This is a genomic window from Nonomuraea sp. NPDC003709 (genome assembly GCF_040610775.1).
Classification (GTDB): Bacteria; Actinomycetota; Actinomycetes; order Streptosporangiales; family Streptosporangiaceae; genus Nonomuraea; species Nonomuraea angiospora_A.
Genome location: NZ_JBEXMW010000002.1, coordinates 722046 through 746293, shown reverse-complemented (window position 1 = coordinate 746293; position 24248 = coordinate 722046). Strand labels below are relative to the sequence as shown.

Annotated in this window: 23 protein-coding genes; 14 read left to right on the top strand and 9 right to left on the bottom strand. The window is 69.3% G+C overall.

What is annotated here, in order from left to right; genetic code table 11:
* On the top strand, positions 1-2598 hold the full coding sequence (locus ABZX61_RS07930) for a ThuA domain-containing protein (RefSeq protein ID WP_355192461.1): 2598 nt from the start codon (positions 1-3) through the stop codon (positions 2596-2598).
* A gap of 49 nt (positions 2599-2647) precedes the next feature.
* Here ABZX61_RS07930 and ABZX61_RS07925 read toward each other — a convergent pair whose 3' ends face one another.
* Positions 2648-3322 carry a GntR family transcriptional regulator gene (locus ABZX61_RS07925; protein ID WP_350740844.1) on the bottom strand — a complete coding sequence of 225 codons (675 nt, stop codon included), beginning with the start codon at positions 3320-3322 and terminating at the stop codon, positions 2648-2650.
* 123 nt (positions 3323-3445) lie between these two features.
* Between ABZX61_RS07925 and ABZX61_RS07920 the strand changes: the two genes are divergently transcribed.
* From ABZX61_RS07920 to ABZX61_RS07895, 6 genes are all read left to right on the top strand, one after another.
* Positions 3446-4504 (top strand): sugar ABC transporter substrate-binding protein, encoded by a 1059-nt coding sequence (locus tag ABZX61_RS07920; protein WP_355192459.1) that lies wholly within the window; start codon positions 3446-3448, stop codon positions 4502-4504.
* 27 nt (positions 4505-4531) lie between these two features.
* The gene (locus ABZX61_RS07915; protein ID WP_355192457.1) at positions 4532-5617 is read left to right on the top strand and encodes a mandelate racemase/muconate lactonizing enzyme family protein; all 1086 of its coding nucleotides are present in this window, start codon (positions 4532-4534) and stop codon (positions 5615-5617) included.
* The gene (locus ABZX61_RS07910) at positions 5614-6675 is read left to right on the top strand and encodes an ABC transporter permease (RefSeq protein WP_355192455.1); all 1062 of its coding nucleotides are present in this window, start codon (positions 5614-5616) and stop codon (positions 6673-6675) included. Before ABZX61_RS07915 ends, ABZX61_RS07910 begins: the two co-directional genes overlap by 4 nt.
* The gene (locus tag ABZX61_RS07905; protein ID WP_355192453.1) at positions 6672-7670 is read left to right on the top strand and encodes an ABC transporter permease; all 999 of its coding nucleotides are present in this window, start codon (positions 6672-6674) and stop codon (positions 7668-7670) included. Before ABZX61_RS07910 ends, ABZX61_RS07905 begins: the two co-directional genes overlap by 4 nt.
* Positions 7667-9196 (top strand): sugar ABC transporter ATP-binding protein, encoded by a 1530-nt coding sequence (locus ABZX61_RS07900; RefSeq protein ID WP_355192451.1) that lies wholly within the window; start codon positions 7667-7669, stop codon positions 9194-9196. Before ABZX61_RS07905 ends, ABZX61_RS07900 begins: the two co-directional genes overlap by 4 nt.
* A gap of 268 nt (positions 9197-9464) precedes the next feature.
* The gene (locus tag ABZX61_RS07895) at positions 9465-9827 is read left to right on the top strand and encodes a nuclear transport factor 2 family protein (protein ID WP_355192449.1); all 363 of its coding nucleotides are present in this window, start codon (positions 9465-9467) and stop codon (positions 9825-9827) included.
* A gap of 116 nt (positions 9828-9943) precedes the next feature.
* Here ABZX61_RS07895 and ABZX61_RS07890 read toward each other — a convergent pair whose 3' ends face one another.
* Both ABZX61_RS07890 and ABZX61_RS07885 read right to left on the bottom strand, forming a co-directional pair.
* On the bottom strand, positions 9944-10717 hold the full coding sequence (locus tag ABZX61_RS07890; protein WP_355192447.1) for a hypothetical protein: 774 nt from the start codon (positions 10715-10717) through the stop codon (positions 9944-9946).
* 3 nt (positions 10718-10720) lie between these two features.
* Positions 10721-11467: a hypothetical protein gene (locus tag ABZX61_RS07885; RefSeq protein WP_355192445.1), complete on the bottom strand. Its 747-nt coding sequence runs from the start codon at positions 11465-11467 to the stop codon at positions 10721-10723.
* Between the two features lie 277 nt (positions 11468-11744).
* Between ABZX61_RS07885 and ABZX61_RS07880 the strand changes: the two genes are divergently transcribed.
* Entirely contained in the window at positions 11745-12389 is a 645-nt protein-coding gene (locus tag ABZX61_RS07880) for a CAP domain-containing protein (RefSeq protein WP_350740828.1), read from the top strand.
* Positions 12390-12925: 536 nt separating this feature from the next.
* Here ABZX61_RS07880 and ABZX61_RS07875 read toward each other — a convergent pair.
* The 3 genes from ABZX61_RS07875 to ABZX61_RS07865 all read right to left on the bottom strand — a co-directional run bounded on the left by ABZX61_RS07875 (position 12926) and on the right by ABZX61_RS07865 (position 16193).
* Complete coding sequence (locus ABZX61_RS07875; protein WP_355192443.1) at positions 12926-13276, bottom strand: hypothetical protein; 351 nt, start codon at positions 13274-13276, stop codon at positions 12926-12928.
* Between the two features lie 459 nt (positions 13277-13735).
* On the bottom strand, positions 13736-14944 hold the full coding sequence (locus ABZX61_RS07870; protein ID WP_355192441.1) for an acyl-CoA dehydrogenase family protein: 1209 nt from the start codon (positions 14942-14944) through the stop codon (positions 13736-13738).
* 46 nt (positions 14945-14990) lie between these two features.
* The gene (locus tag ABZX61_RS07865; protein ID WP_355192439.1) at positions 14991-16193 is read right to left on the bottom strand and encodes an MFS transporter; all 1203 of its coding nucleotides are present in this window, start codon (positions 16191-16193) and stop codon (positions 14991-14993) included.
* A gap of 86 nt (positions 16194-16279) precedes the next feature.
* Here ABZX61_RS07865 and ABZX61_RS07860 point away from each other — a divergent pair, with 86 nt between their 5' ends.
* Positions 16280-16864 carry a TetR/AcrR family transcriptional regulator gene (locus ABZX61_RS07860; protein ID WP_355192437.1) on the top strand — a complete coding sequence of 195 codons (585 nt, stop codon included), beginning with the start codon at positions 16280-16282 and terminating at the stop codon, positions 16862-16864.
* Between the two features lie 29 nt (positions 16865-16893).
* Here ABZX61_RS07860 and ABZX61_RS07855 read toward each other — a convergent pair whose 3' ends face one another.
* Both ABZX61_RS07855 and ABZX61_RS07850 read right to left on the bottom strand, forming a co-directional pair.
* Positions 16894-17820 carry a glucosyl-3-phosphoglycerate synthase gene (locus ABZX61_RS07855; protein WP_355192435.1) on the bottom strand — a complete coding sequence of 309 codons (927 nt, stop codon included), beginning with the start codon at positions 17818-17820 and terminating at the stop codon, positions 16894-16896.
* Positions 17821-17853: 33 nt separating this feature from the next.
* A complete protein-coding gene (locus tag ABZX61_RS07850; RefSeq protein ID WP_185073509.1) occupies positions 17854-19293 on the bottom strand; it encodes a helix-turn-helix transcriptional regulator in 1440 nt (479 codons plus the stop codon).
* 279 nt (positions 19294-19572) lie between these two features.
* Between ABZX61_RS07850 and aceA the strand changes: the two genes are divergently transcribed.
* From aceA to ABZX61_RS07825, 5 genes are all read left to right on the top strand, one after another.
* Positions 19573-20859, top strand: a complete 1287-nt coding sequence (aceA, locus tag ABZX61_RS07845; protein ID WP_355192433.1) for an isocitrate lyase — start codon at positions 19573-19575, stop codon at positions 20857-20859.
* Between the two features lie 201 nt (positions 20860-21060).
* A complete protein-coding gene (locus ABZX61_RS07840; protein WP_350740814.1) occupies positions 21061-21570 on the top strand; it encodes a hypothetical protein in 510 nt (169 codons plus the stop codon).
* Between the two features lie 64 nt (positions 21571-21634).
* Positions 21635-22468: a hypothetical protein gene (locus ABZX61_RS07835; RefSeq protein ID WP_355192431.1), complete on the top strand. Its 834-nt coding sequence runs from the start codon at positions 21635-21637 to the stop codon at positions 22466-22468.
* Between the two features lie 286 nt (positions 22469-22754).
* A complete protein-coding gene (atpE, locus tag ABZX61_RS07830) occupies positions 22755-22988 on the top strand; it encodes an ATP synthase F0 subunit C (RefSeq protein WP_350740810.1) in 234 nt (77 codons plus the stop codon).
* 34 nt (positions 22989-23022) lie between these two features.
* Positions 23023-23769, top strand: a complete 747-nt coding sequence (locus ABZX61_RS07825) for a maleylpyruvate isomerase family mycothiol-dependent enzyme (RefSeq protein ID WP_355192429.1) — start codon at positions 23023-23025, stop codon at positions 23767-23769.
* 249 nt (positions 23770-24018) lie between these two features.
* On the opposite strand, the gene ABZX61_RS07820 is transcribed toward ABZX61_RS07825, so the two are convergent.
* A complete protein-coding gene (locus ABZX61_RS07820) occupies positions 24019-24222 on the bottom strand; it encodes a hypothetical protein (protein WP_355192427.1) in 204 nt (67 codons plus the stop codon).
* Positions 24223-24248 lie beyond the last annotated feature (26 nt).

Sequence of the window (24248 nt, the reverse complement as noted above, 5' to 3'; positions counted from 1 at the left end):
ATGATTCACAAACTCCTCGGCCTCGTACTCGTCGCGGCGAGCCTCACCGCCGCCCCCTCGGACCCGGCCTACCAGGTGCTGGTCTTCTCCAAGACCGCCGGCTTCCGCCATGACGCGATCCCGGCGGGCATCCAGGCCATCCGCGATCTCGGCGGCGGCAACAACTTCACCGTGACAGCCACCGAGGACGGCGGAGCCTTCACCGGCGCCAACCTCGCGGGTTACAAGGCCGTCGTCTTCCTCAACACCACCGGCGACGTGCTCAACGACACCCAGCAGGCCGCCTTCCAGTCCTACGTCGACTCCGGTGGCGGATACGTGGGCGTGCACGCCGCCGCCGACACCGAGTACGACTGGCCGTACTACGAGAAGCTGGCCGGCGCCTACTTCAAGAGCCATCCCGCCATCCAGCAGGCCACCGTACGCACCGAGAACCGCGCGCACCCGGCGACCGCCCACCTCGGTCCCACCTGGACGCGTACCGACGAGTGGTACAACTACCGCACCAACCCGCGCTCCTCCGTACGCGTGCTGCAGAACCTCAACGAGAGCACCTACAGCGGCGGCGACATGGGCGACCACCCCATCACGTGGTGCCACCCGCAGGGCCAGGGGCGCGCCTTCTACACCGGGCTCGGCCACACCATCGAGTCGTACGCCGACCCCGCCTTCCGTAACGTGCTCCTCGGCGGCATCCGGTACGCGGCCGGGGTCGCCAAGGCCGACTGCCGGCCGGAGACCGGCTACACCACGCTGTACGACGGCTCCACCAGCGGCTGGTCCCAGGCCGGCCCGGGCAGCTTCGCCAACGCCGACGCCACCCTGACCTCGCAGGGCGGGATGGGGCTGCTGTGGCACAACGCCAAGGAGTTCGGCTCGTACTCGCTGAAGCTGGACTGGAAGCTGACCGGCGACAGCAACTCCGGGATCTTCGTCGGTTTCCCCGCCTCGTCCGATCCGCAGTCGGCCATCGACAACGGCTACGAGGTGCAGATCGACGCCACCGACGCCTCGGACCGCACGACCGGGGCGATCTACGGCTTCAAGGCCGCCGACCAGGCCGCCCGCGACGCCGCGCTGAACCCGCCCGGCGACTGGAACACCTACGAGCTGCTGGTGGAGGGCGAGCGGCTGCAGGTCTTCCTGAACGGCGTGAAGATCAACGACTTCACCAACACCGACCCGCGGCGCTCGCTGCTCCAGGGGTACGTCGGCATCCAGAACCACAGCGCCTCGGACCAGGTGGCCTTCCGCAACATCCGGATCAAGGAGCTGGGCGGGAGCAGCGTCACGGTCGAGGGCGAGTCGTACACCTCCGGCTCCGGGGTGCAGATCGCCGGCCACACGCCTGCCAGCGGCGGCCAGACACTCGGCTACATCGAGAACGGCGACTGGGCAGGCTACTCCGGCGTCACCACCACAGGCGCCAAGACCTTCTCCGCCCGCGTCTCCTCCGCCGGAGCGGGCGGCACCATCCAGATCCGCTCAGGATCGGCCACCGGCACCCTGCTCGGCTCGATCGCCGTACCGAACACCGGAGGCTGGGAGACCTTCCAGAACGTCTCCACCACCCTGACCGGCACCGCCACCGGACCGCTCTTCCTGGCCTTCACCGGCGGCAGCGGCTTCCTCTTCGACGTCGACACCTTCACCCTGACGAGCTCGACGAACGGCGGCACGGCGCTGTCGGACAAGGTGCACATCTTCTACTACCCCTGGTACGGATCGCCGCAGGTCAGCGGCGGCTGGCGGCACTGGCCGCAGGGCGGGCACACCCCGCCCGACGACATCGGCGCGGACCTGTACCCTGCCCTGAGCGCCTACGACTCCGGCGACTTCGCCGGCGCGGTGCCCCAGCACATGAAGTGGATCAAACAGGCCGGCGTCGGTGTGCTGGTGCTCAGCTGGTGGGGCCGCGGCAGCTATGAGGACAACCTCGCCAGAGGCATCATGGACGCCGCGGCGAAGGAAGGGCTCAAGGTGGCCTGGCACCTGGAGCCCTACTCCGGCCGCACCGCCGCCTCCACCGTGGAGGACATCCGCTACATCAACCAGACCTACGGCTCGCATCCGGCCTTCCGCAACGCCTTCTACGTCTTCGAGAGCCTGCGCATCACCGACTGGTCGGCCCTGAGCCAGGTCAACCAGAGCAACGTCATCCTCGCCCAGACCACCGACACCACGAAGATCGCGAACTTCAACGGCATGTACACCTACGACGCGATCGCCGGCGCCACGGCGCCCGGCTGGCAGCAGGCCGCGGACTACGCACGCCAGCGCGGCCTGGTGTGGGCCCCGTCGGTGGGCCCCGGCTACATCGACGACCGCGCGGTGCCCGGCAACACCACGCCCACCCTCTCCAGAGACAACGGAGCCACCTACGACAAGGAGTGGTCCAACGCCCTCCAGACCAACCCCACCTGGGTGTCGATCACGTCCTTCAACGAGTGGCACGAGGGCAGCGTGATCGAGCCGGCGGCCGTGCGAACGGGGTACCAGAGCTTCGAGGGCGCCTACGGGCGCACCGGCGCCTCGGCTCAGACCGCCTATCTGGACCGCACCGCGTACTGGGTCAACCGATTCGCGAACGCCGGCTGACGACCGGATCCCGCCCGCCGACCGGCCCGTGCCGGGCGGCGGGCGGGCGTCAGTCGAATGCCGTCAGTTGTCGCTCACGCGCCGCGCTCAGGTGTCCTCGCGTCGCCGCCTCGGCCGCGTCCGGGTCCCCGGCCCCGATGGCCGCGGCGATGCGTTGATGCTCCTCGATCGTCGTGCCGGCGTGGGCGTAGGGGAAGTATCTCCGGTGCAGGTGAAGGTGGACATGCAGGCGCTCGAGGCCGTCGCGGAGCAGGGGGTTGCCCGACGCCTCGGCGATGAGATCGTGGAAGCGGGCGTCGTGGGCGGTGAAGGCCGCGTGCCAGCGCCAGCCTTCGGGGTCGTCCGGCTCCTGCGCGATCGAGGTGGCCGCCTCCGCGATGATCGACTCGCGTTGCGCTGAGGTGGCCCGCTCGGCGGCCCACCGCGCGGAGGCGCACTCCAGCAGCAGCCGCATCTCGAACAGGTGGTTGAACTCGGCGCGCGTGAGCAGCGGGGTGACCGTGTAGCCCACGAGGGGGCGCTTGCGGACCAGCCCGTCGGACTCCAGGCGGGCCAGGGCCTCGCGAATCGGCGTCTGGGACACCTCGAGCTCGCGGGCCAGCGCGTCGATGTTGACGCGGTCGTCGGGCTGCATGCTGTGCTCGAGGATGCGCGCCCTGAGCACGTCGTAGACGTCGTCGCCGAGCGTCGACCGCCTGAGCCGGATCGGTTCGGTGGATGCCATCGGGCCCAATCCTCCCACGGAGTCGACGTGTCGCCGGAAGGTCAAGTCTTGACGTCCTGACGGAACAGGAACTATACCTCCATGAAACATCCTATAGGATCTATGATCCTGAGAGGCTTAGTCATGAATCAACGATCACTGATCCGGCTCGGCGGGCTGGCTGCCGCCCTCGTGCTCGCCGTCACCACCACCGCCGGCTGCACGAGGAAGAGCGACGACACGACGCCGGCCGGCGCGTCCACCCGGACGCCCGACCAGGTCAAGATCGCCCTGGTCCCCGGCGGGGCACATCCCTACTTCCAGCCGTGGAAGGACGCCGCCACCAAGGCGAAGAGCGAGCTCGGCGTCGGCGACGTCACCTTCAACGAGACCTCCGACTGGGACCAGACCAAGCAGAACGACGTGCTGAAGTCCCTCGCCGCGCAGGGCTACAACGCCTTCGGCGTCTTCGGCGTCTCCCCGGAGAACATCAACGCCTCCTTCGAGGACCTCAAGCGGCAGGGCTTCCCGGTCGCCTCGCTGGCGTCCTGCCCGGCCGGCGAGGTCGACAAGGCGGACTTCTGCCTGTCCACCGACGTGCAGCTGGCCGCCTACAAGGCGGCGCAGGCCGCGATCGAGGCCATGGGCGGTCAGGGCGACCTCGTGCACCTGACCGGCAACAAGGTGGATTCCAACACCCAGCGCCGCATCGCGGGGGTGCAGAAGGCGGTCGATGAGACCGGCGGGAAGGTCAAGCTCCTGCAGACCGTGACCGACGTGGACAAGGACCTGCAGACGGCCCAGAAGGCCGTCGCCGACCTCCTCGCCGCCAAGGGCGACCAGATCCAGGGCATCGTCAACACCGCCTACAACCCCGCGGTGGCCTCCGCGGAGGGCGTCGAGCGGTCCAAGCTGCCGATCAAGGTCGTCGCGATCGACGACGACAAGACCATCCTCGCCGGCCTCAGGGACGGCTCGGTCGCCGCGACCGTGCTGCAGAACCCGGTCGGCCAGGCGTCCGTCGGCTCGTACGCGCTGATGAAGCTCGCGGGCGGCTGCACGATGGCGCAACCGGGAGTGATCATCGACTCCGGTTCCTTCGTCGTGACCAAGGACGACATCGACACCTACGACACGGACCGCCAGGCGAAGACGGACGAGCTGAAGAAGGCGTTCGACAGCCGGTACCTGTCCTGCAAGTAGTCCCACGAGCCCCAGGAGGAGCCTCCCTTGCCCGCGATCACTCACGCCGAGGCATATCTTGTCGACCTGGAGGTCGAGACCGTACGCACGGACGCCGTCCAGTCGTTCATCAAGCAGGAGACCGTCTTCGTCGAGATCCGGACCGACGACGGCGGCACCGGCACCGGTTACACGTACACGATCGGCACCGGTGGCACCGCCGTGCTCGCCCTGCTGCGCGACTACCTGCTGCCCAGGCTGGCGGGCGCGGACGCCCGCCGGGTGGAGGCCGTGTGGCACGACCTGTTCGCCGCGACCCGGGCGACCACGGTCGGCGCGATCACCTCCCTGGCCCTCGCCGCCGTCGACACGGCCCTGTGGGACTGGCGGTGCCGCGACGCCGGCCAGCCGCTGTGGGTCCTCGCGGGTGGCGCGAAGGACCGCATCCCGCTGTACGACACCGAGGGCGGCTGGCTGCACCTCACCACCGAGGAGCTCATCGCCGGCGCCAAGGCCAGCCGGTCCGCGGGCTGGCCCGGCGTGAAGCTCAAGATCGGCCGCTCCCCCGTCGAGGACGCGGAACGGCTGGCCGCCGTCCGTGCGGCGGTCGGACCCGACTTCGACCTGATGCTCGACGCCAACCAGTCGCTCACCCCCGCGGAGGCCGTCAGGCGGGCCCGGCTCCTCGAACCGTCCGACCCCTACTGGTTCGAGGAACCGCTGCCGGCCGATGACGTCGCCGGGCACCAGGCACTGGCCGCGGCCTCCTCGATCCCCGTCGCGGTGGGCGAGTCGCTCTACTCCGTGGCGCAGTTCCGCGAGTACCTGCACCGGCAGGCGGCCGGCATCGTGCAGGTGGACGTGGCACGCATCGGCGGCATCACGCCCTGGCTCAAGGTCGCGCACCTGGCCGAGGCGTACAACGTGCCGGTTTGTCCACACTTCCTCATGGAGCTGCACGTGAGCCTCTGCTGTGCGGTCCCGAACAGCCGCTACCTGGAGCACATCCCCCAGCTCAGGGCGATCACCCGGCAGGAGATCGGGATCGCCGACGGGCACGCTCTGGCGCCGACCTCCCCAGGGCTCGGCATCGAGTGGGACCGCGACGCGATCGACGACCGGAGAGTCGCGTGAGCACGCGGACCGCGACGCCGCCGGAGATCCCCGCGGCGGGTCCGCGCGAGCCCTCGAGGATGCCGATCTGGGCGAACCCGCGCCTCGGGCTGCTCATCCTGTTGATCGCCCTGGTCGCGATCTTCACCGTGCTGCGGCCGGCGTTCATGGACACCACGCTCACGCTCGTGCCGCTGCAGTCGGACATCAGCGTGTACGCGGTGGTCGGCCTCTCCCAGCTGGCGGTCCTGTCGCTGGGGCACATGAACATGGCCGTCGGCCGGATGGCGGCGATGAGCGCGTTCGCCATGGGCCTCGCCTACGACCGGCTCGGCGTGTCGCTGCTCGTCGGCCTGGCGATCGGGCTGATCGTGGGCACGTTGCTCGGCGCGCTGGCCGGGCTGATCATCTCGCGTACCGGCGTCAACTCGTTCGTGGTCACGCTGGCGATGGACTTCGCCCTGGTGGGGCTCATCACCATCCTCTACACCAGGTTCACCGACGGCGTCGCCTTCAGCAGCCGGCCCGCCGGCATAGACGCGCTGCGCAACGACACGTTCGCCGACTACTGCATGGGCGACCTGTGCGGCCCGTACATCCCACTCGTCGCGCCACTCGCCCTCGTCGCGGTGCTGGCGGTGGGCCTGCTGTTCCGCTTCGGCAGGCTGGGCCGGGAGATCCTGATGACCGGCGCCAACGAGAAGGCGGCCGAGCTGTCCGGCATCCCCGTCCGGAGCCGGGTGGTCCAGGCCCACGCGCTCAGCGGGCTGCTGGCCGGGCTGGCCGGCTTCCTGCTCGCCGCGAACAACGGCGCGTTCTCGGCGCGCATCGGCGACGCGTTCCTGCTGCCTTCCTTCCTCGGCCCGGTACTCGGCGGCACGCTGCTGGCCGGCGGCGCCGTCAGCGTGCTCGGCACGGTGCTGGGCGCGACGCTCACCCAGGTCATCTACAAGGGCTTGAACCTGCTGCAGTTCCAGCTCGACCAGCTCAATCTCTACATCGGCCTGGTGCTGCTCGGCGCGCTGTCGCTCGATCGGGTACGCCACGTCGCCGCGGAACGAAGGAGGGCACGGGCATGAGCACCGGCACCACGACCGCCGTCCGCGCCGGACTCGGCGGGCGGCTCAAGGATGTCACCGCCCGGCCGGAGTTCACCCTCGCGGTGCTCGCGGCCGCCGGTTTCGTCGCGCTCGCCGTCGCCACGGACGGCAACCTGCTCTCGCGCGGCACGCTGGACGCGTTCTTCCGCTTCCTCGCCGTCCCGATCGTGATCGGGCTCTCCCAGATGGTCGTGCTGGCCATCGGCCAGATGAACCTGTCGGTCGGCACCCTCACGGGCCTGTGCGCCATGGTCGCGGCGTGGCTCATGCTCGAAGCCGGGCTGCCCGCCCCGCTGGCCGTGCTGGGCGCGCTCGGGGTCGGTCTCGCCGCCGGCCTGGTCAACGGGCTGCTCGTCGTGTTCACCCGGATCAACGGGTTCATCGTGACCCTCGCCACCATGACGATCATCGAAGGGCTGCGGTACGGGGTCAACGGCCCCGACACCTTCCAGGGGTACTCGCCATGGCTGCGCGGCCTCGGCACTGCCTCGATGCTCGGGCTGCCGGTCGTCCTCGTCCTCGCCCTGGTGGTGGCCGCCCTGGTGGCCCTGTTCTTCGGCCGCGCGGTCGTGGGCCGGCAGTTGCTGGCGACCGGCGGCAGCCCGTTCGCCGCGCGGCTTTCCGGCATCTCCAACGATCGGTCGATCGTCATCGCGCACGGGCTCAGCGGCCTGCTCGCCGGCGTCGCCGCCGTCATCACGGTCGCCGCCTCCGGCTCCGTCAACTCCAGCATCGGCGACGATCTGCTGCTGCAGAGCTTCGCCGCGCCGATCATCGGCGGGGTGGCGCTCACCGGCGGGGTGGTCAGCGTCGCCGGCACCTGCCTCGCGGCGTTCCTGGTTCGGCTGGTGGACGTCATGCAGGCGCAGTTCGGCATCAACCCGCGCTGGATCGACCTGATCGTCGGCGCGGTCGTCCTCGGTGCGGTGCTGCTCGGCGCCGTACGCCAGAAGCTGTCGAAGGGGTCGTCATGATGCTCACCGCCGAGAACCTGGTGAAGACGTTCCCGGGAGTCCGCGCGCTGGACAGGGCCACCCTGCGGCTCGCCGCGGGCAGCGTGCACGCCCTGCTGGGCGAGAACGGCGCGGGCAAGAGCACTCTCATCAAGATCCTCACCGGTGTGCACAGGCCGGACGGCGGGCGGGTCGCACTCGGTGACGCCGAGCTGCACCTGAACGGGCCACTCGACGCCCAGCGGGCCGGCATCGGCGTGGTGCACCAGGAGCGCAACCTGATCCCCGAGTTCTCCATCGCCGAGAACATCCTGCTCCACCACCTGCCGCGGCGCTTCGGTCTCGTCGACCGGGCGCGGATGCGTGCCGAGGCCCGCCGCTGCCTCGACCTGCTCGACTTGGACCTCGACCCGGGCACCCCGGTCTCCCGGCTTTCCGTGGCGCAGGCGCAGCTGGTCGAGATCGCCAAGGCGCTGAGCGTCGACAGCAAGGTGCTCCTGCTCGACGAGCCGACCGCGTCGCTCACCGGGGACGAGGCCGACCGGCTCTACGGGATCGTGCGCAAGCTGCGCGACAGCGGACACGCCGTCGTGCTGGTGAGCCACAAGCTGGAGGAGGTGTTCGCGGTCGCGGACACGGTCACCGTGCTGCGCGACGGGCGCAGCGTGGCCGAGGCCGAGCCGCTCGCCGGCTACACGCAGGACCAGATCGTCGACCTCATGGTCGGGCGGGCGTACTCCTCGGTCCGCCTCGCCGAGCGACACGTCGACCCGGTGACGCCGCCGGCCCTGCGGCTGGACAAGGTGTGCACCGCGCGGGGACACCGCGACGTCTCCCTGTCGGTGCGCCCGGGAGAGATCCTCGGACTGTACGGCCTGGTCGGGGCCGGCCGCAGCGAACTGGCCAAGGCGCTGCTCGGGCTCGACCGGATCACGTCGGGAACCGTGGAGGTGCGGGGCCGTCCGGTGCGCATCCGCGATGTCGGCCAGGCGCTCCGCGGCCACCGCATCGGCTACGTGACCGAGAACCGCAAGGAAGAGGGCCTCTTCCTCGACCAGCCGATCACCCGCAACGTCGGCGTCACCGTCTGGCGGCGCCTGGCCAGGGCCGGGCTGGTGACCGATCGGGCGGAACGCCGCCTGGTGACCCGGTACGTCGACCGGCTGGGCATCCGGATCTCGTCGCCGTCCCAGCTCGCGGGCCAGCTCTCCGGCGGCAACCAGCAGAAGGTGAGCCTCGCGAAGTGGCTCGCCGCCGAATGCGAGATTCTCATCGTGGACGAGCCGACGGTCGGCATCGACGTACGTACCAAGGCGGCGTTCCACGAGCTGATCGCCGAGCTGGCCGGAGCGGGGCTGGCGCTGCTGCTGATCTCCTCGGACCTGCCGGAGATCGTCACTCTCGCCGACCGGATCGCGGTGATGAACGACTTCAGCCTCAGCGGCGAGCTGGTCAACGACCACGACTACGCGCGGATGAGCCAGGCGATCATCCGGTTGATCCACGCCGAACGGGTGCCCGAGGGGCAGGTGCATCAAGCCTTGTAGGACGACGCCCTCGCCCTGGTGTCCTGAGTCAGTCACGGCAAGCCCGAAGCGGTCGGCCGGTCCACGACCCCGACCAGGGTCAATGAACGCGACGTCCGCCGGGTCAGTGTGAAGATGGTCAGGCTGATGGGCCGGTCCCGAGCCCTGCCCGTCAATGCAGCCCAGAGGCATCTCGATCCGGTCAGTTGGTTTTAAGAAGGGGTTGCATCTTGCCCGTCGCCACGTAACGTCCCGAGCAGCGACCCTCGCCATGGGAGGAGAGATCGGCATGTCCGACGATGAGGCACAGCGCGTTTTCCAGGTGGTCGACTCGTTCGAGCCCGGCAAGTTCGTGCAGTTGCTGGCGGAGGACGCCAGGATGGTGTTCGGCAATGCCGAGCCCATGGTGGGACGCAATGCCATCGCCGAGGGGCTGCGGATATTCTTCGCGACCATCGCGGGCCTCGCGCACAGGCTCGTCAGAACGTGGCAGGTCGACGCCGACACCATCGCCGAGACCGAGGTGACATACCGGCGGCTCGACGGTAAAGACGTCAGCGTCGTGGCCGTGTCGATCTGGCATACCCGCGACGACGGTCTGATCTCGGACTACCGCGTCTTCGTCGACCTGGCGCCCGTCTATGCGGCGTAGAGCCACGTCTACTACGGCGTCGGTACTCATGAGGTCGCCTATTCGACTGTCGTGAGACCTGCTGCTGACCTTCCGCGTTCAGCTCCGGCCGGAAATCCAACTGAACGGCGTTGGTGCTAGGACTGGCCGGCTGAGCGCAGCCGGGTGGCCAGGGCCAGCCCCGCGGCGACGAGGTGGGGCCAGCCGACCAGCCCAAGGACGGTGGAGCAGTCGTGCGGCGCAGAGGTCGCGAGCTGGGCGATCGGTTCGAAGAGCGCGAAGACGAGCAGCACGACCGTGAGGACCGGCCCCGCCAAGCCGCCCCCGAGCACCGCGCCGATCGCGGCCATGCTGACCAAGATGCCCGAGCCCGTGGCTCTGGACAGGTGGTCGGCGACCTCCCCCCACGGACCTTCGAGCTGCGCGAAGCAGCCGGGGAGGCTGCCGGAGTAGGTGGAGATGAGCACCGCCAGTGCGATCCTGGCGAATGGGATGAGCACGATGCCCGTCCAGCAGACCGCCCGCAGCCGGGGCATGGGCGCCCGCCGTTCCCCGCGCGCCAGCAGGAGGGCTACGACCACGACCGCCTGGCATGAGAGTGACATCCAGGGCGAGAACTGCGGGCCGCACGGGGTCGTGTAGGGGATGACGAGCGTGGGCGCGTTGATCGCCAGCGACACCGTCGCGGTGATCGCGCCGAGCACCGGAAACCGTCGTGGTGCCCAGATGGCGAGCAACGCCAGCACAGCCGGCAGCACTGGGACCGTCCACAAGGCGGCGTCCCAGATCGCCGCGCGCAGCGGGGTCGGCTCGGGCCACGTGGCCGGAGCCCAGCCGCAGAAGGTGCCGGGATGCAGGGAGTACAGGAGGCTCGGCGCGGCTGCGGCCAGGATGGCCAGGAGACGGAACATCGGCTAGATCCGGTCGAGCAGGCGAGCGCGGGAGGTCGATGCCAGCACCCCCGCGATCAGGTACGGCCAGTCGAACAGCTCCAGAGGGCTGGAGCAGTTGTGCGGCGCGTTGGACAGGAGCCAGGCGGCGGGCTGGAGCAGTGCGCGCACCAGCAGCACCAGGCCACAGAGCGGTGCAGCCCGATACCCGGAGAGCACGGCACCGATCGCGGCGATCGAGACCCAGTAGTAGAGGGCGTGGGCGGTGTCGAGGTGGTAGAGGGCCAGCGCCCATGTCCCCTTCATGTCCGCGTAGCAGCCGAAGTCGCCGGTGGGGGTGTTCCTGGCCAGGGTCTGGCCGAGCGCGAGCAGCACGACCGCGCTCCAGATGACCGCCCGTGGCCATGGCACCCGCTGCTCCGGGCGGGTCCGCAGGAGAGCGACGACGGCGATCGCCTGGCAGGCCAGTATGGAGCCGAACTGCGGGCCGAAGCCGCCGGTTCCAGAGACCACGAGGGTCGACACGGTGAGCACCAACGCCACGGCCGCGGCGATCGCGCCGACCTTGGGAAGCCATCGCGGCGCCCAGAGCGCGAGGAACGCCAGCAGGACCGGCAGGTAGTCGGTGGCGTAGCCGTAGGCCACCCCGATCGCGAGCTCCAGCGGATCCGGTTGTGGCGGCTCGTGGCCGAACCAGCCGAAGCTGCTGAGCATCAGGATGGATAAGAAGGTCGGCGCGGTGGCCGCCAGGATGGCCAGGACACGGAACATCGGCAGCCTCTCGCGCGAAGGTGATCGGCGGAGAGCGTACCGGACCGCTACGACAAGATGATCTCGAAAGGGACGCGCCCTGCTCGCCATGGTGGGTCAGCCAGGATTGGCGATACTCGTGCAGACCCTGACCTGTGCCCGGCCCGAAGGGCGGTGTGCTCGTCCAGCAGGCGCGCCCAGCCGAGCGGTTTCACAGTCGCACAGCGTAGCGGCGACCATCCTCCTTTGAGTAGGCCTTACTCATGCGGCGCCGCGCGGTGCAAAGCACAGTCGAGACATGAGAGCCTTCCTCGCAGCGGCGCTGCTGGCCACCGGGCTGGCGGCCACCGCCGCGCCCGCCCACGCACAGCGGGCCGACTGCGCCTTCGCCGACAACCCCGTCCGCACCGAGCCCTGGTTCAAGAAGAACAAACCCGAGCTGACCGAAGGCCAGCGTAAGGCGGCGATCGTCCTCATGGAGGGCTTCGCGTCCAACGCCATCCGCTGCCTGGTCAACGCCGAGCGCGCCCGCGTCGGAGTCGCGCCCCTGGAGGACAGCTACCGCCTGTACAAGGCGGCAGACGAGCACGTGCAGGCAGCCAGGCTGCTCAAGTGGTGGATCGACCGGCCGGAGGACCCGAAGAACAAGCAGTGGCACATCAACCCGGTGACGCACTCCGACGTCGGCGTCCGGGTCAGAGCGGCCGGCTACTGCCCGTCCGGCACCTGGCAGGTCAAGGAGAACGTCTTCTCGGGCTGGGACGGCACCGCCACACCGCGCGCGGCCGTCCGCTGGTGGATGAACAGCGACGAGCACCGAGCCGCCATTCTCGACCCGGCCATGAAGCAGACCGGCATCTCGGTCAGGTACGGCAAGGCCCGCCCGGGCCTGTTCACCGACGTGGCCATGCTCACGACAGAGGTGTTCGGCTCCTGCCGTTGAGGTTGGGCACCAGGCTGGCGTTCGCCTGCACGCACAGCGCCAGGACGTCGGTCGCCGCCTGATTCCTCGTGCGTTCCAGGCCACCTGCCGCCACGGCCCGACCGCACCCCCACCTCGACGCCCGCCGCGGCACCTGACCCCAGGAGGTCACAGTCATGGCATGCGTGCGTGGACCGCGTGGTCGCGGTCACCGCACTTTCCCGGGGACGAGCTCTCCAGTGGTTCAAGCAGGTGGACGCCGTGTGCGCGAAGGTCAGGCTGCCGACAACGGCTCGGCGATGACGCTCGAGGTATGTCGGAGTGGGTGACACAACATCCCGCGGACCAGGACTACCGCTACCGGTCGGCGTCGTCCCGCCCGGCGCTGATCTCCTACCGCGACCGGTCGCCGCGGTGGCAGCGGCAGGCCCGCCCCACCAAGCTCCACACCAGCGGCAAGCGGCGGACCCGCGCCGGCTCGGGCTGGTCAGCTTCGAGTGCATCCCGCCGTCATCGCCGTCGTGGCGGCGATGACGGCGGAATGGCCTTGCGGGAAGTCACATCGTTTCGCAGGGAAGGCCCCAGCTCTCATAGCCGCCGCCGGGCTTGTGGTACCAGAGCTCCGCGCAGATGTTGGTGCCTGCGGGCACCGGCCATGTATAGGAGAATTCCCTGAGGGTGCTGCGGTTATAGGTGTAGGTGGGATAGTTCATGTCGCGGCCACCGCCCCAGACGTGGATGTGGTAGGTGCCCGCTGGGCTGCAACCGTCTCCCAGGTGCCTGAGCAGAATGGCGTTGTACGCGGCCCATAGCCCCAGGCAGACACTGACACCGGCCGGACGCGCGAGCCGAGTGGCTGCCGGGGCGCCACCTGCGGCAGCCGATGCCGGTGAGATGGTGGTCGCCATAGCTGCCGCCAACGCGGTCGCCGTCGCCAGGACTCGGGCCTTGGGCCGTACTTTCCGGGATTTTCCTGCTGTCTGCATCGAGTCTCCCCGTGAATTCGCCAGAGCGATTGCAGTCAGCGTCACAGGGCGCAGTCGCCGCCACCAGGGCATGCGCCGGTCATTTCCCGGACTTTCCTGCTGTCCGCGTCTCACGACAAGCTTCATGCTCATCTCGAAAGCGAGGGCGTGCCAGTAACCGCCACCGGAGGCCGAAGCACGTCCTCAAGCATCACCGACCACCATGACAGGGCCGATGACGCGCGGAAACCGGATGGCGTTGTCGCTGGTCTGGTTCTTTCGTGTCCGTTCATCGTCGCGGTCAGCTTTCCTTGCTCAGCTGTCGCGAGCTCATCACCCGATGAGTCAACACGACCCCGCCCGGAGGATCGAAGGCAGAGAGACGTTCAAGGCCCTCGGCATTCAGCGGACCGGCAGGCCGGTGACGGCGCGGCCGATGATCAGGCGCTGGATCTCCGACGTGCCCTCGAAGATGGTGTAGATCTTGGCGTCCCGGTGGAAGCGCTCCACCGGGTGCTCCCTGGTGTATCCGGCGCCGCCCAGGATCTGGATCGCCTGCTCCGTCACCCACACCGCCGTCTCCCCCGCCACGAGCTTCGACATCGACCCCTCCGCCTGCGAGAACTGCCTGCCGTTGCGGGCCATCCAGGCGGCCCGCCAGGTCAGCAGGCGGGCCATGTCCACCCGGGTGGCCATCTCGGCGAGGAGGAAGGCGATCGCCTGGTTCTCGCCGATCTTGCGGCCGAACTGCTCCCGCTCGCGGGCGTAGTCCCTGGCGTACTCGAAGGCCGCCCGCGCGATCCCGACGGCCATGGCGGCGACCGACGGGCGGGTGGTCTCGAACGTGCGCATCGCCGCCTGCTCCCCCGCCCGTTCCCCGTTGCGTACGCGGGACAGCCGGGCGTCCAGCTTCTCCTTGCCGCCGAGCAGGCAGGAGCCCGGTACGCGGACACCGTCCAGGATCACCTCGGCCGTGTGGGAGGCGCGGATCCCGTGCTTGCGGAACTTCTGGCCCATGGACAGCCCGGGGGTGCCGGGCGGGATGACGAAGGACGCCTGGCCCCGGGTGCCGAGGGAGGGGTCTACCGAGGCGACGACCACGTGGACGTTCGCGATGCCGCCGTTCGTGGCCCAGGTCTTGACGCCGTCCAGCACCCAGTCGCCGCCGTCATGGACGGCGCGGGTGCGGATGGCGCCGACGTCCGAGCCGGCGTCGGGCTCGGAGGCGCAGAAGGCGCCCAGCTTGACGTCGTTCTCCGTGCCGAACATCTGCGGCAGCCACTCCCCCATCTGGTCGGGGGTGCCGTTCGCGGCGAGGGCGGCGGCGGCCAGGCCGGTGCCGACGATGGCCAGGCCGATGCCCGCGTCGCCCCAGAAGATCTCCTCGAACGCCACGGGCAGCGCGAGCCCGCTGTCCTCGAACCACTGGGTGGCGAAGAAGTCGAGGGAGTAGAGGCCGATCTTGGCCGCCTCCTGGATGACCGGCCAGGGGGTTTCCTCGCGTTCGTCCCATTCGGCGCCCGCCGGGCGGATCACGTCGCGGGCGAACGCGTGCACCCAGTCGCGTACCTCGACCACGTCGTCGCTGGGCTCCGGGCAGAAGCCGGTCATGTGCGCACTCTCCTCGACCCGATGTTACCAGTGGTAACAGAACACCTTACCGGTCAGTAGTTACGCGGTGGAATACCCCGGAGAGCAGTGTGGCCAGGGCCGCCAGCGCCATGCCGATCGCGAGGCCGTACAGGAGCGGGGTGAATCCCCCGAACGCGGCGGCCAGCTGCGGGCCGACGCTGCCGCCGACCGCGAGCGCGAAGGAGAACAGCGACAGCGCCGTCCCCCGGGCCGGTCCGGCGCCGGCGGAGATCGCCTCGTTCAGGCTGGGCAGGCCGCCGGTGATGGCGGCGACGTAGACGGCCAGCAGCAGCACCAGCGCGGCCGTCCCGGTGAGGCCGACGGCGGCGAGGGCGAGGGCTCCGGCCGCCAGGAACGCCGCCGCCCTGATCGGCGCGTGGATCCGGGCCAGCCACGGCATGAGCAGCGGCACCAGGATGATCGACGGGAGCCCCGCCGCGCGGAGCGCGAGGAGTTCGGAGGACGAGGTCACGCCGTAGATCTGCAGACCGGTGTAAACGGCCACGAAGCCCGCCATCAGCATGACCGTGGCCACGTACCGGAGGCCGAGGACGCGGTGGAACAGCAGGCCCGGCACCGCCCGGTAGACCGACAGCGGCGAGCCGCCGCTCGCACGCGGCAGGTCGGGCAGCGTGACGGCCCGCACGCCCAGGAAAGCCAGCACAAACCCGGCCGCCGACAGCAGGAACAGCCCGCGCCAGCCGATCACGTCCACCAGCAGCTGGGCGGCGACCTGGAGCAGCACGGCCGAGGCGAGGAACGCGCCGGTGATCGCCGCGATCGCGCCCACCCGGCGGCGCGGCTCGACCCGTTCCGCCAGGTACGCCAGGGCCGCGGGCGGGAACATCGCCACCGCCAGCCCCTGCACCGCCCGCAACGCCAGCGCCACTTCGGGGTTCGGGCTCAACGCCACCGCCGCCGAGGTGAGCGCGGCCAGGGGCAGTCCGATCATCAGCATCCGGCGGCGCCCGTACCGGTCGGACAGCGGGCCGAAGATCAGGAAACCGGCTCCGTACCCGATGCCGAACGCGGTCACCAGCCAGGTCAGGCCGCCGGCCGAGGTGCCCCAGCCGGTGGCCATGTCGTGCAGGAGCGGGATCACGATGTACAGCTGGCCGCTGACCAGCACGGCGGTGAGGGTCAAGGCCGCCAGGGTGCGTCCGAACGGCAAGCCGGCCGGCGAGGTCGCCGCGAGGTCGTGCGGCGCGGGGGAAATGGTGGTCGTCATGTGTCGGGACGGTAGCCAACCAACTAGTTGGATGTCAACGGTTCAGTTGGATTGCAACCAACTGGTTGGTGGATATCATGGGCGGCATGGCACCCAAGGTCTCGACCACCGCCACGCGCGCCGCCCTGCTGGAGGCCGCACGGGAGGAGTTCGCCGCGTACGGCGTGGCGGGCGCCCGCGTGGATCGCATCGCCGAGCGCGCCGGCGTCAACAAAGAGCGCATCTACGGGCATTTCGGCAGCAAGGAGAAGCTGTTCGACGAGGTCATCAAGGAGGCGCTCGATGACCTGACGACGCAGATCTCCCTCCCGGGCGCCGATCCCGGTGACTACGTGGCCCGGCTGACGGACTACTACCACTCACATCCCGAGCTGGTGCGGCTGCTGATGTGGGAGGCGCTCAACTACCGGGACCAGGAGGGGCTGCCGGCCGGGCAGGAGGTACGGGTGGAGCGCTGCCGCCGCAAGACGGCCTCGCTGGCGGAGGGTCTGGGCGTGGAACCGTCGCCGGAGGTGGCCCGGACGCTGTTCATGATGACCGGGCTGGCGCTGTTCCCCTCGATGATGCGCCAGCTCGGGCGCATCATCCTGGGCGACGCGGCGGACGACCACGAGGCCATGCGCGACCAGATCGCCGCGTTCGTCACGTCGGGTTTGAAGGAGTCACGGTGATCGTGTTCAAGGAGTCACGGTGATCGTGTTCAAGGCGCCACGGTGATCATGGGCGGGCGCTCGCCGATCCCGATGTCGCGGAGCAGGATGTCGTGCCCGTCCGGCCCCCTCCGGAACTGTGCCAGCCGGACGGACGGCTCGTGGCAGGTCTCGATCTTGCCCTGACGCAGCAGGCGTGACCAGGCGGCCAGCATGATCTGGGACGCCATCCTCCCGAGCGCCTCGGTCGACTGCGGGGCGTGCTCGCGCGAGCCCAGGTCCACCTGCGCGAACGCGTCCAGCCCGGCGAGTTCGAGCAGGTCGATCAGCAGCCCCAGCTCCACGCCGTAACCGGTCAGGAACGGCACGCGTTCCAGGGCCGAGCGGCGGCCGGCGTATTCCCCGGCCAGGGGCTGGACGAAACCGGCCAGGTGCGGCCAGTGGAGGTTGATGAGCGGGCGGGCCACCAGCTCCGTGACACGGCCGCCGCCGTTGGCGGTGCCGTGCAAGGGCCGGTCATAGCAACCCTTCGTGTAGACCACGGTGGGGTCCGCGAACAGCGGCCCGAGCAGGCCGAATACCAGAGAAGCACGAAATTTCCGGATGTCGGCGTCCACGAACACCAGCACATCCCCCGAGGTCACGGCGAGGGACTTCCACAGTGCCTCGCCCTTGCCGTCCATCGGCTTGAGCTGCGGCAGGATCTCGTCCTGCGCGTGCACGCAGGCCCCCGCGCGCCGCGCCACCAGCGCGGTGTCGTCGGAGGAACGCGAGTCGATCACCACGATCTCGTCGACGAGCCCGTCCAGCTCGCGCCGGATCACGCCGACGATCTGGCCCACGGTCTCCCGCTCGTCGCGGGCGGGGAGCACCACGCTCACCGTGGTCTCCCCCTTGGCGGCCTTCAGGTCCCGGAGCGGCCAGTCCTCAGCGGACGAAGTACGGCGCCGCAACCATCCTCGCACTTCAGGCAGCATGCGACCCCTCCCCCCGTATCCCCACATTTCAGATTATGCGGTGGCGGCGTGACGCTCCAGGAACGTGTACACGTCAGCCTCGTCCACCCCGGGGAACGACCCCGGCGGCAGCGCGGCCAGGACGTGGGAGTTGGCGCGGGCGGACGGCCAGGCGTAGCCCTCCCAGCGCTCGGACAGCTCGGCGGGCGGGCGGCGGCAGCAGTCGCCGTTGGGGCAGTTGGACTTGGTGCGGCTGGTGGTCTCCCGGCCCCTGAACCAGCGCGACTCCTTGTACGGCACCCCCAGCGTGATGGCGAAGTCCCGCTCCCGCGACGGATCGACGTGCGCCACGCAGAAATAGGTCCCGGTGGGCGAGTCGGAATACTGGTAGTACACCGAGAACCGGTCGGGCGAGGCGAACACCTGCCGTCCCGACCACTGCAGGCACATCCGCTGCCCCTCGATGGCCCCCTGCTCGTCGGCCGGGAAGACGATGCCGTCGTTCTCGTACGCCTTGTAGATGGTGCCCCCGGCGTCATTGCGCACGAAGTGGCAGACGAGACCCAGGTGGTGGGTGGCGAGGTTGGTGAAGCGGTGGGCGGCCATCTCGTACGACACCGCGAACACGTCCCGCAGGTCCTCCACCGACAGCGCCCGGTCGGCCTTGGCCTCCTGGAGGTAGAGCGCGGCGGCCTTCTCGGGGACGAGGACGGCGGCGGCGAAGTAGTTCGCCTCGGTGCGCTGGCGCAGGAAGTCGGCGAAGTCGCGGGGCTTGTCGTGGCCGAGCGCGAGGTGGCCGAGCGTCTGGAGCAGGATCGTGCGCGGGGTGTGCATGCCGAGCTGCTCGTGTTTGACGTAGATGCGGCGGTTGCGGAGGTCGGTGATGGAACGTACGGATCGCGGCAGGTCCTGCGCGGTGTGCACGGTGTAGCCGAAGTGCGTGACCAGGCTCTGGATCATGCTCTGCGACAGCGCGCCCGTACGGTAGCCGACCGCGGCCAGCGCCTTGGCGGCGGCCTCCTCGATCTCCCCGAAGTAGTTGCCGACCTCGCGCTGCCTGCGCCGCAGCTCGGCGTTGGCGGCCCTGGCCTCCTCCGGGGTGGCGGTGCCGCGGGCCTGCCGGGCGCGCAGCTCGCCGTACAGGCCGAGGAGGTGTTCGAGCACATCGTTCGGGACGCGGGCGGAGACCTTCAGCCGGGGCAGCCCGAGCCCGGCGTAGATGGGGTCGCGCTGCGCCTCCTCCAGCGCGATCTCCAGCTGGGCGCGGCGGTTGGGCGGCTGGCGGCGCAGCAGCTCCTCGATGGGCACGCCCAGCGCGGCGGCCAGCCCCTTGAGCAGCGAGAGCTTGGGCTCGCGCTTGCCGTTCTCCAGCAGCGACAGCTGGCTCGGCGCCCTGCCGACGCGCGAGCCCAGGTCGGACAGGGTGAGGCCGCGCTGTTTGCGCAGGTGCCGGAGGCGCTGGCCGAACGCGATCAGGTCAAGCTCCTGCGTCAAAGACAGCGGTTCTTCGCCTAGCAAGGGCACCATGTCGGCATCTTAGACAGAAATTCGGCCCATTTTCTAGTCTCCTGAACAGGTCGGAGCCGGACTGCCGTGTCGCTCGGATTGGTCTAGGCCAACAGGAAAACTATCGATTTCTTCACTGTTGAATACCCGCCAGTAATGTATGGCATGGAAATTTTCGTCGTTCTTCTCTCGGCTCATGACTATGGGCGGCCCCTCCCAGGGCACACACTCGGCTGTGAGCCCCAGGGGACGACAAGGGAGTGAACAATGATCGATCGCCTCAAGGGAGCTGCTGAGCAGCTGCAGGACGAATGGGACAACGACCCTCGCTGGGAGGGCGTCGAGCGCACGTACGGCGCCGAAGACGTGATCAGATTGCGCGGCAGTGTCCAGGAGGAGCACACGCTGGCCCGGCTCGGCGCCGGCCGGCTGTGGGACCTGCTGAACACCGACGACTACGTCAACGCCCTCGGCGCGCTGACCGGCAACCAGGCCGTCCAGCAGGTGAAGGCGGGACTGAAGGCGATCTACCTGTCCGGCTGGCAGGTCGCCGCGGACGCGAACCTGGGCGGGCAGACGTACCCGGACCAGAGCCTGTACCCGGCCAACTCCGTGCCCGCCGTCGTGCGCCGCCTCAACAACGCGCTGCTGCGCGCCGACCAGATCACCTGGTCGGAGGGCGACACCGACGCCCCGCACTGGCTCGCGCCGATCGTGGCGGACGCCGAGGCCGGGTTCGGCGGGGTGCTGAACGCGTTCGAGCTGATGAAGGGCATGATCGCGGCCGGTGCCGCGGGCGTGCACTGGGAGGATCAGCTCGCCTCCGAGAAGAAGTGCGGCCACCTGGGCGGCAAGGTGCTCATCCCGACCGGCCAGCACATCAAGACCCTGACCGCCGCCCGCCTCGCCGCGGACGTCGCCGGAGTCCCCTCGCTGATCATCGCGCGGACCGACGCACAGGCCGCGACGCTCCTGACCAGCGACGTGGACCCGCGCGACCAGGCGTTCACCACCGGCGAGCGCACCCCGGAGGGCTTCTACCGGGTCAGGAACGGGCTGGGGGCGTGCATCGCCCGCGGGCTGGCGTACGCGCCGTACTCGGACCTGCTCTGGATGGAGACCAGCACGCCCGACCTGGACGTGGCCCGCGAGTTCGCCGAGGCCATCAAGGCGGCGTACCCGGACAAGATGCTCGCCTACAACTGCTCACCGTCGTTCAACTGGAAGCAGCACCTGGACGACTCCACCATCGCCAAGTTCCAGCGGGAGCTGGGACACATGGGGTACAAGTTCCAGTTCATCACGCTCGCCGGGTTCCACTCGCTGAACTACGGCATGTTCGACCTGGCCCAGGGGTACGCCGCGGACGGCATGACGGCGTACGTGGAGCTGCAGGAGGCCGAGTTCGCCGCCGAGTCGCGCGGCTACACCGCGACCAGGCACCAGCGCGAGGTCGGCACCGGCTACTTCGACCTGATCAGCACGGCCGTGGCACCTGACTCCTCGACGACCGCGCTCCGGGGGTCGACGGAAGAGGAGCAGTTCGCCCACTGATCTCGCCGGACCGCCCTCCGGGCATGCGGCGGTTCCCCGGCGAAACGGGCCGCGCCAGTCTCCCCCAGCACTGGCGCGGCCCACTTTCATGCGACGCCACCGACATGGAGAACCTGTCACCGTCACCCGCACGGCAAAGCCCCTTTCACGGTGTGGTGTGTTGTCATTGGAGAAGTGCGCTGACCTTCAACGGAGGGTTTGGTGGGCAAGACGATCTCCTCTGTCCGGACCGCGATCACTCAGTGGATCCCTGGCCGCCGCGTCGCTCCGATTCCGCCGCCACACGGGCCAAATGATCACGAGTCGCTCGTGGCCGCCCTCGAACATGCCACACGCTGGTACGAGTACCGCATCAGCCAAGGGCTCCAGGTCCTCAACTTCTACCTCGTATCGACCGCTGTGAATTCCGCCGCCTACGTCGCCGCTCTCCAGGCGAAGCTTGACGCCGTAGCCGGCGCCGTCGGGCTCGTAGCGGCTCTGGTCTCTGTCGCAGCGGCACTTGCGGGCTGGCGCAGCCGCGGCCTTGCCCGATTGGCCTTGCAGCCGATAGCGGAGATTCAGGATCGGCTGGCTGCGACCCTGAACATGGATTCGCTCCGTCTCGTGCAACGCAATCCTCACCGCACGTTCACCACGCCGATTTCCCTGGTCATGTTCGTCCTTGCCTGCGCCATCTCGGTAGCAGGAGCCTTATACGCATGGCTTCGCTGATCCAGCCCCTCTCTGATCCACGAGTTGTGGACACTTGTACCGACTGGTCGGTATCTTTCCCAGCATGACGCTGGAACGCCGGACCTGGCGCACCCTGGAGCCGTTGCACGGCATGATCTACTTCTCCCCCGAGGCGAGCGCCGCCTACGAGAAGCTCGGGCTGAGCGGCCGGATGGGATACTTCGCCTCCCGAGCCGCCGCTCTCGGTCCGGTGCCCGCCGCGACGGTGATCGCGACCTTCTACAACTTCAACCCCGATCTGGTACGGCAGGCGATCCCGGCCGCCTGGCAGATCGCCTCGCCGTCCGACATCCTGGCCGCCCGGCTCGCATCGGCCGACGCCACGCTGCGCCGCGTGCTGGGCGATGCCGTGGACTCCCCGGAGATGGCGCGGGCGGCAGCGCTGGCCCGCCGGGCGGCGGCGACCGTCGCGGGAGAGCTCAGCGGGCGGCCCCTGTACGCCGCACACGCGGCACTGCCCTGGCCCGAGGCTCCCCACCTGGTGCTCTGGCACGCCCAGACCCTGCTGCGCGAGTATCGCGGCGACGGCCATCTCGCCGCCCTCCTGGCCGCCGGCCTGAGCGGCATCGAAGCCCTGGTCACCCACGCGGCCACCGGCGCCGTCACGTCCGAGGTGCTCCGAAGCACGCGAGGGTGGCCCGAGGCCGACTGGGCTGCCGCCGTACAGGGGCTGGAGGAGCGTGGCTGGCTCTTCGAGGGATCTCTCACCGAGGAAGGGCGCGGATGGCGTGAGGAGATCGAAGAGGCGACCGACCGGATGGGGATGGCACCGTACACCGCGCTCGGCGCCGAGCTCTGCGAGGAGCTGCGCTCTCTCGTCCGGCCGTGGAGCAAGAGCATCGTCGCCGAGCTGATGCCCTGGGCCGCAGGTCGTTAGCTCGGAGCCGAAGTCCGGCTGTGCCGTCACCCACCGACTGCGGGCTCCGGTAATACAGAAGCGCGCACAGGGCCAAATACCCACATTCCGCTTTCCATGAAAGCATCCTGAGGCATTGCGGCCCCGCTTCTCGGCGTCAGGGGTATGTCATGGTGTCCGATTTGTCTAGTGTGTAGATTGACGAGCAATTTACGGGCAAATTGGAGCAAACAAATATTTCTTCTCCCAGCATCCATGCGCTGAAATACCAGTAAGTCAGCGATTCTTTCGCCAGAAAGGCAGCGCAATGGATGTACTCGCTCAGGTCTCCGGCAACGTCACTGCCATTGGCTACGGCCTGGCTGCCATAGGCCCCGGAGTCGGGGTCGGCATCATCTTCGGTCAAGGCGTGCAGGCCATCGCACGGCAGCCCGAAGCCTACGGATTGATCCGCCAGAACATGCTCCTCGGTTTCGTCCTCACCGAGGCATTGGCTCTCCTTGGCCTGGTCGCGCCGTTCATCTTCCAGGTCGTCAAGTAACGGGGCGATTGCGTAACTGTGTTTCACTTGGCGCATGGATCAGCGCCGGTACTTGCAACTGATCGAGCAGGACTACGCACGAATGCGCGAGACGGCCACCCGGGACCTCACCGCCGCAGTGCCCCACTGTCCCGGGTGGAGCACCGCCGACCTGCTCACGCACGTCGGTGACACCTTCCTCCACAAAGTGGAGACGATGCGCCGCGGCGCCTGGCCGGAGCCCTGGCCGCCGGAGCCCGATCCGGGCGGTCCCGCAGCGCACCTGGGCCGCGCCATGGCCGAGCTGCGTGGCGAGCTCACCTCCCGCAAACCGGAGGAGAAGGCACTCACCTGGTACGACCCCGATCAGACCGTCGGCTTCTGGGCCCGCAGGATGTCGCTGGAGGCGGTGGTGCACCGGGTGGACGCCGAGCTCGCGGCCGGCGAGCCCGTCATGCCGATCCCCGCCGACCTGGCCGTGGACGGCATCGACGAGATCCTCGTGACCTTCCTCGCCTTCGCCTCCCGTCAGTGGCCGGAGGACTTCGGCGACGGACTCGCCGGTGCGGACGGCCGCGCGGTGTCGATCTCCGTGGGAACGGATCGCCGTCTCGTCCGCCCGGCCGCCTCGGGCGTCGAGGTTTCCAGGGACGGTTCCACGGCGGAGGCGTCGATCTCGGGCGCGTCCCAGGACGTGCTGTTGTGGCTGTGGGGGCGGGGCGACGGTGCGGGGCTGACCTTCGACGGCGACCCCGAGCTGGTGAAACGGCTGCGGGACCTGCTGAAGGAGGCGACACAGTAGGTCAGGCCAGGGAGCCGGAACGGCCAGGACGGAACTGACCGTTCCGGTGTTGCGTGGCGGTGATCAGTTCAGGCCGCTGCCCTGGATGCCGGCGGCCGCGGCCGATGCCGCCGCGACCACGGTGAACATCGCGACGGTCAGGGTGAGCACGAACCGGCGCCAACGTGTCATCGCACGCCTCCTGTCATCGACTGGCAATCACCGTATATTCGCCGCACGCACGCCGCCGGATCACGAGCCCCCGGTTCGTCAGGCGACCTTCCGGAAGAGCACGATGGCGCGGTAGCGACCCTCCGCCTCCGCGTCGGGCTCGGCCTCGGCGCTGATGACGTCCAGCTCGGCGCCGAGACCGAAGAAGCTGAGCGCCCGGGCCACGGCCTTCTCCCTGATCTCGTCCGGCGTCGCTCCGCTCACCGTGACGCGCAGCGTGAGCGGGAACGTTCTCGTACTCATGATGATCCTCTTTCACAGAAGAGTTG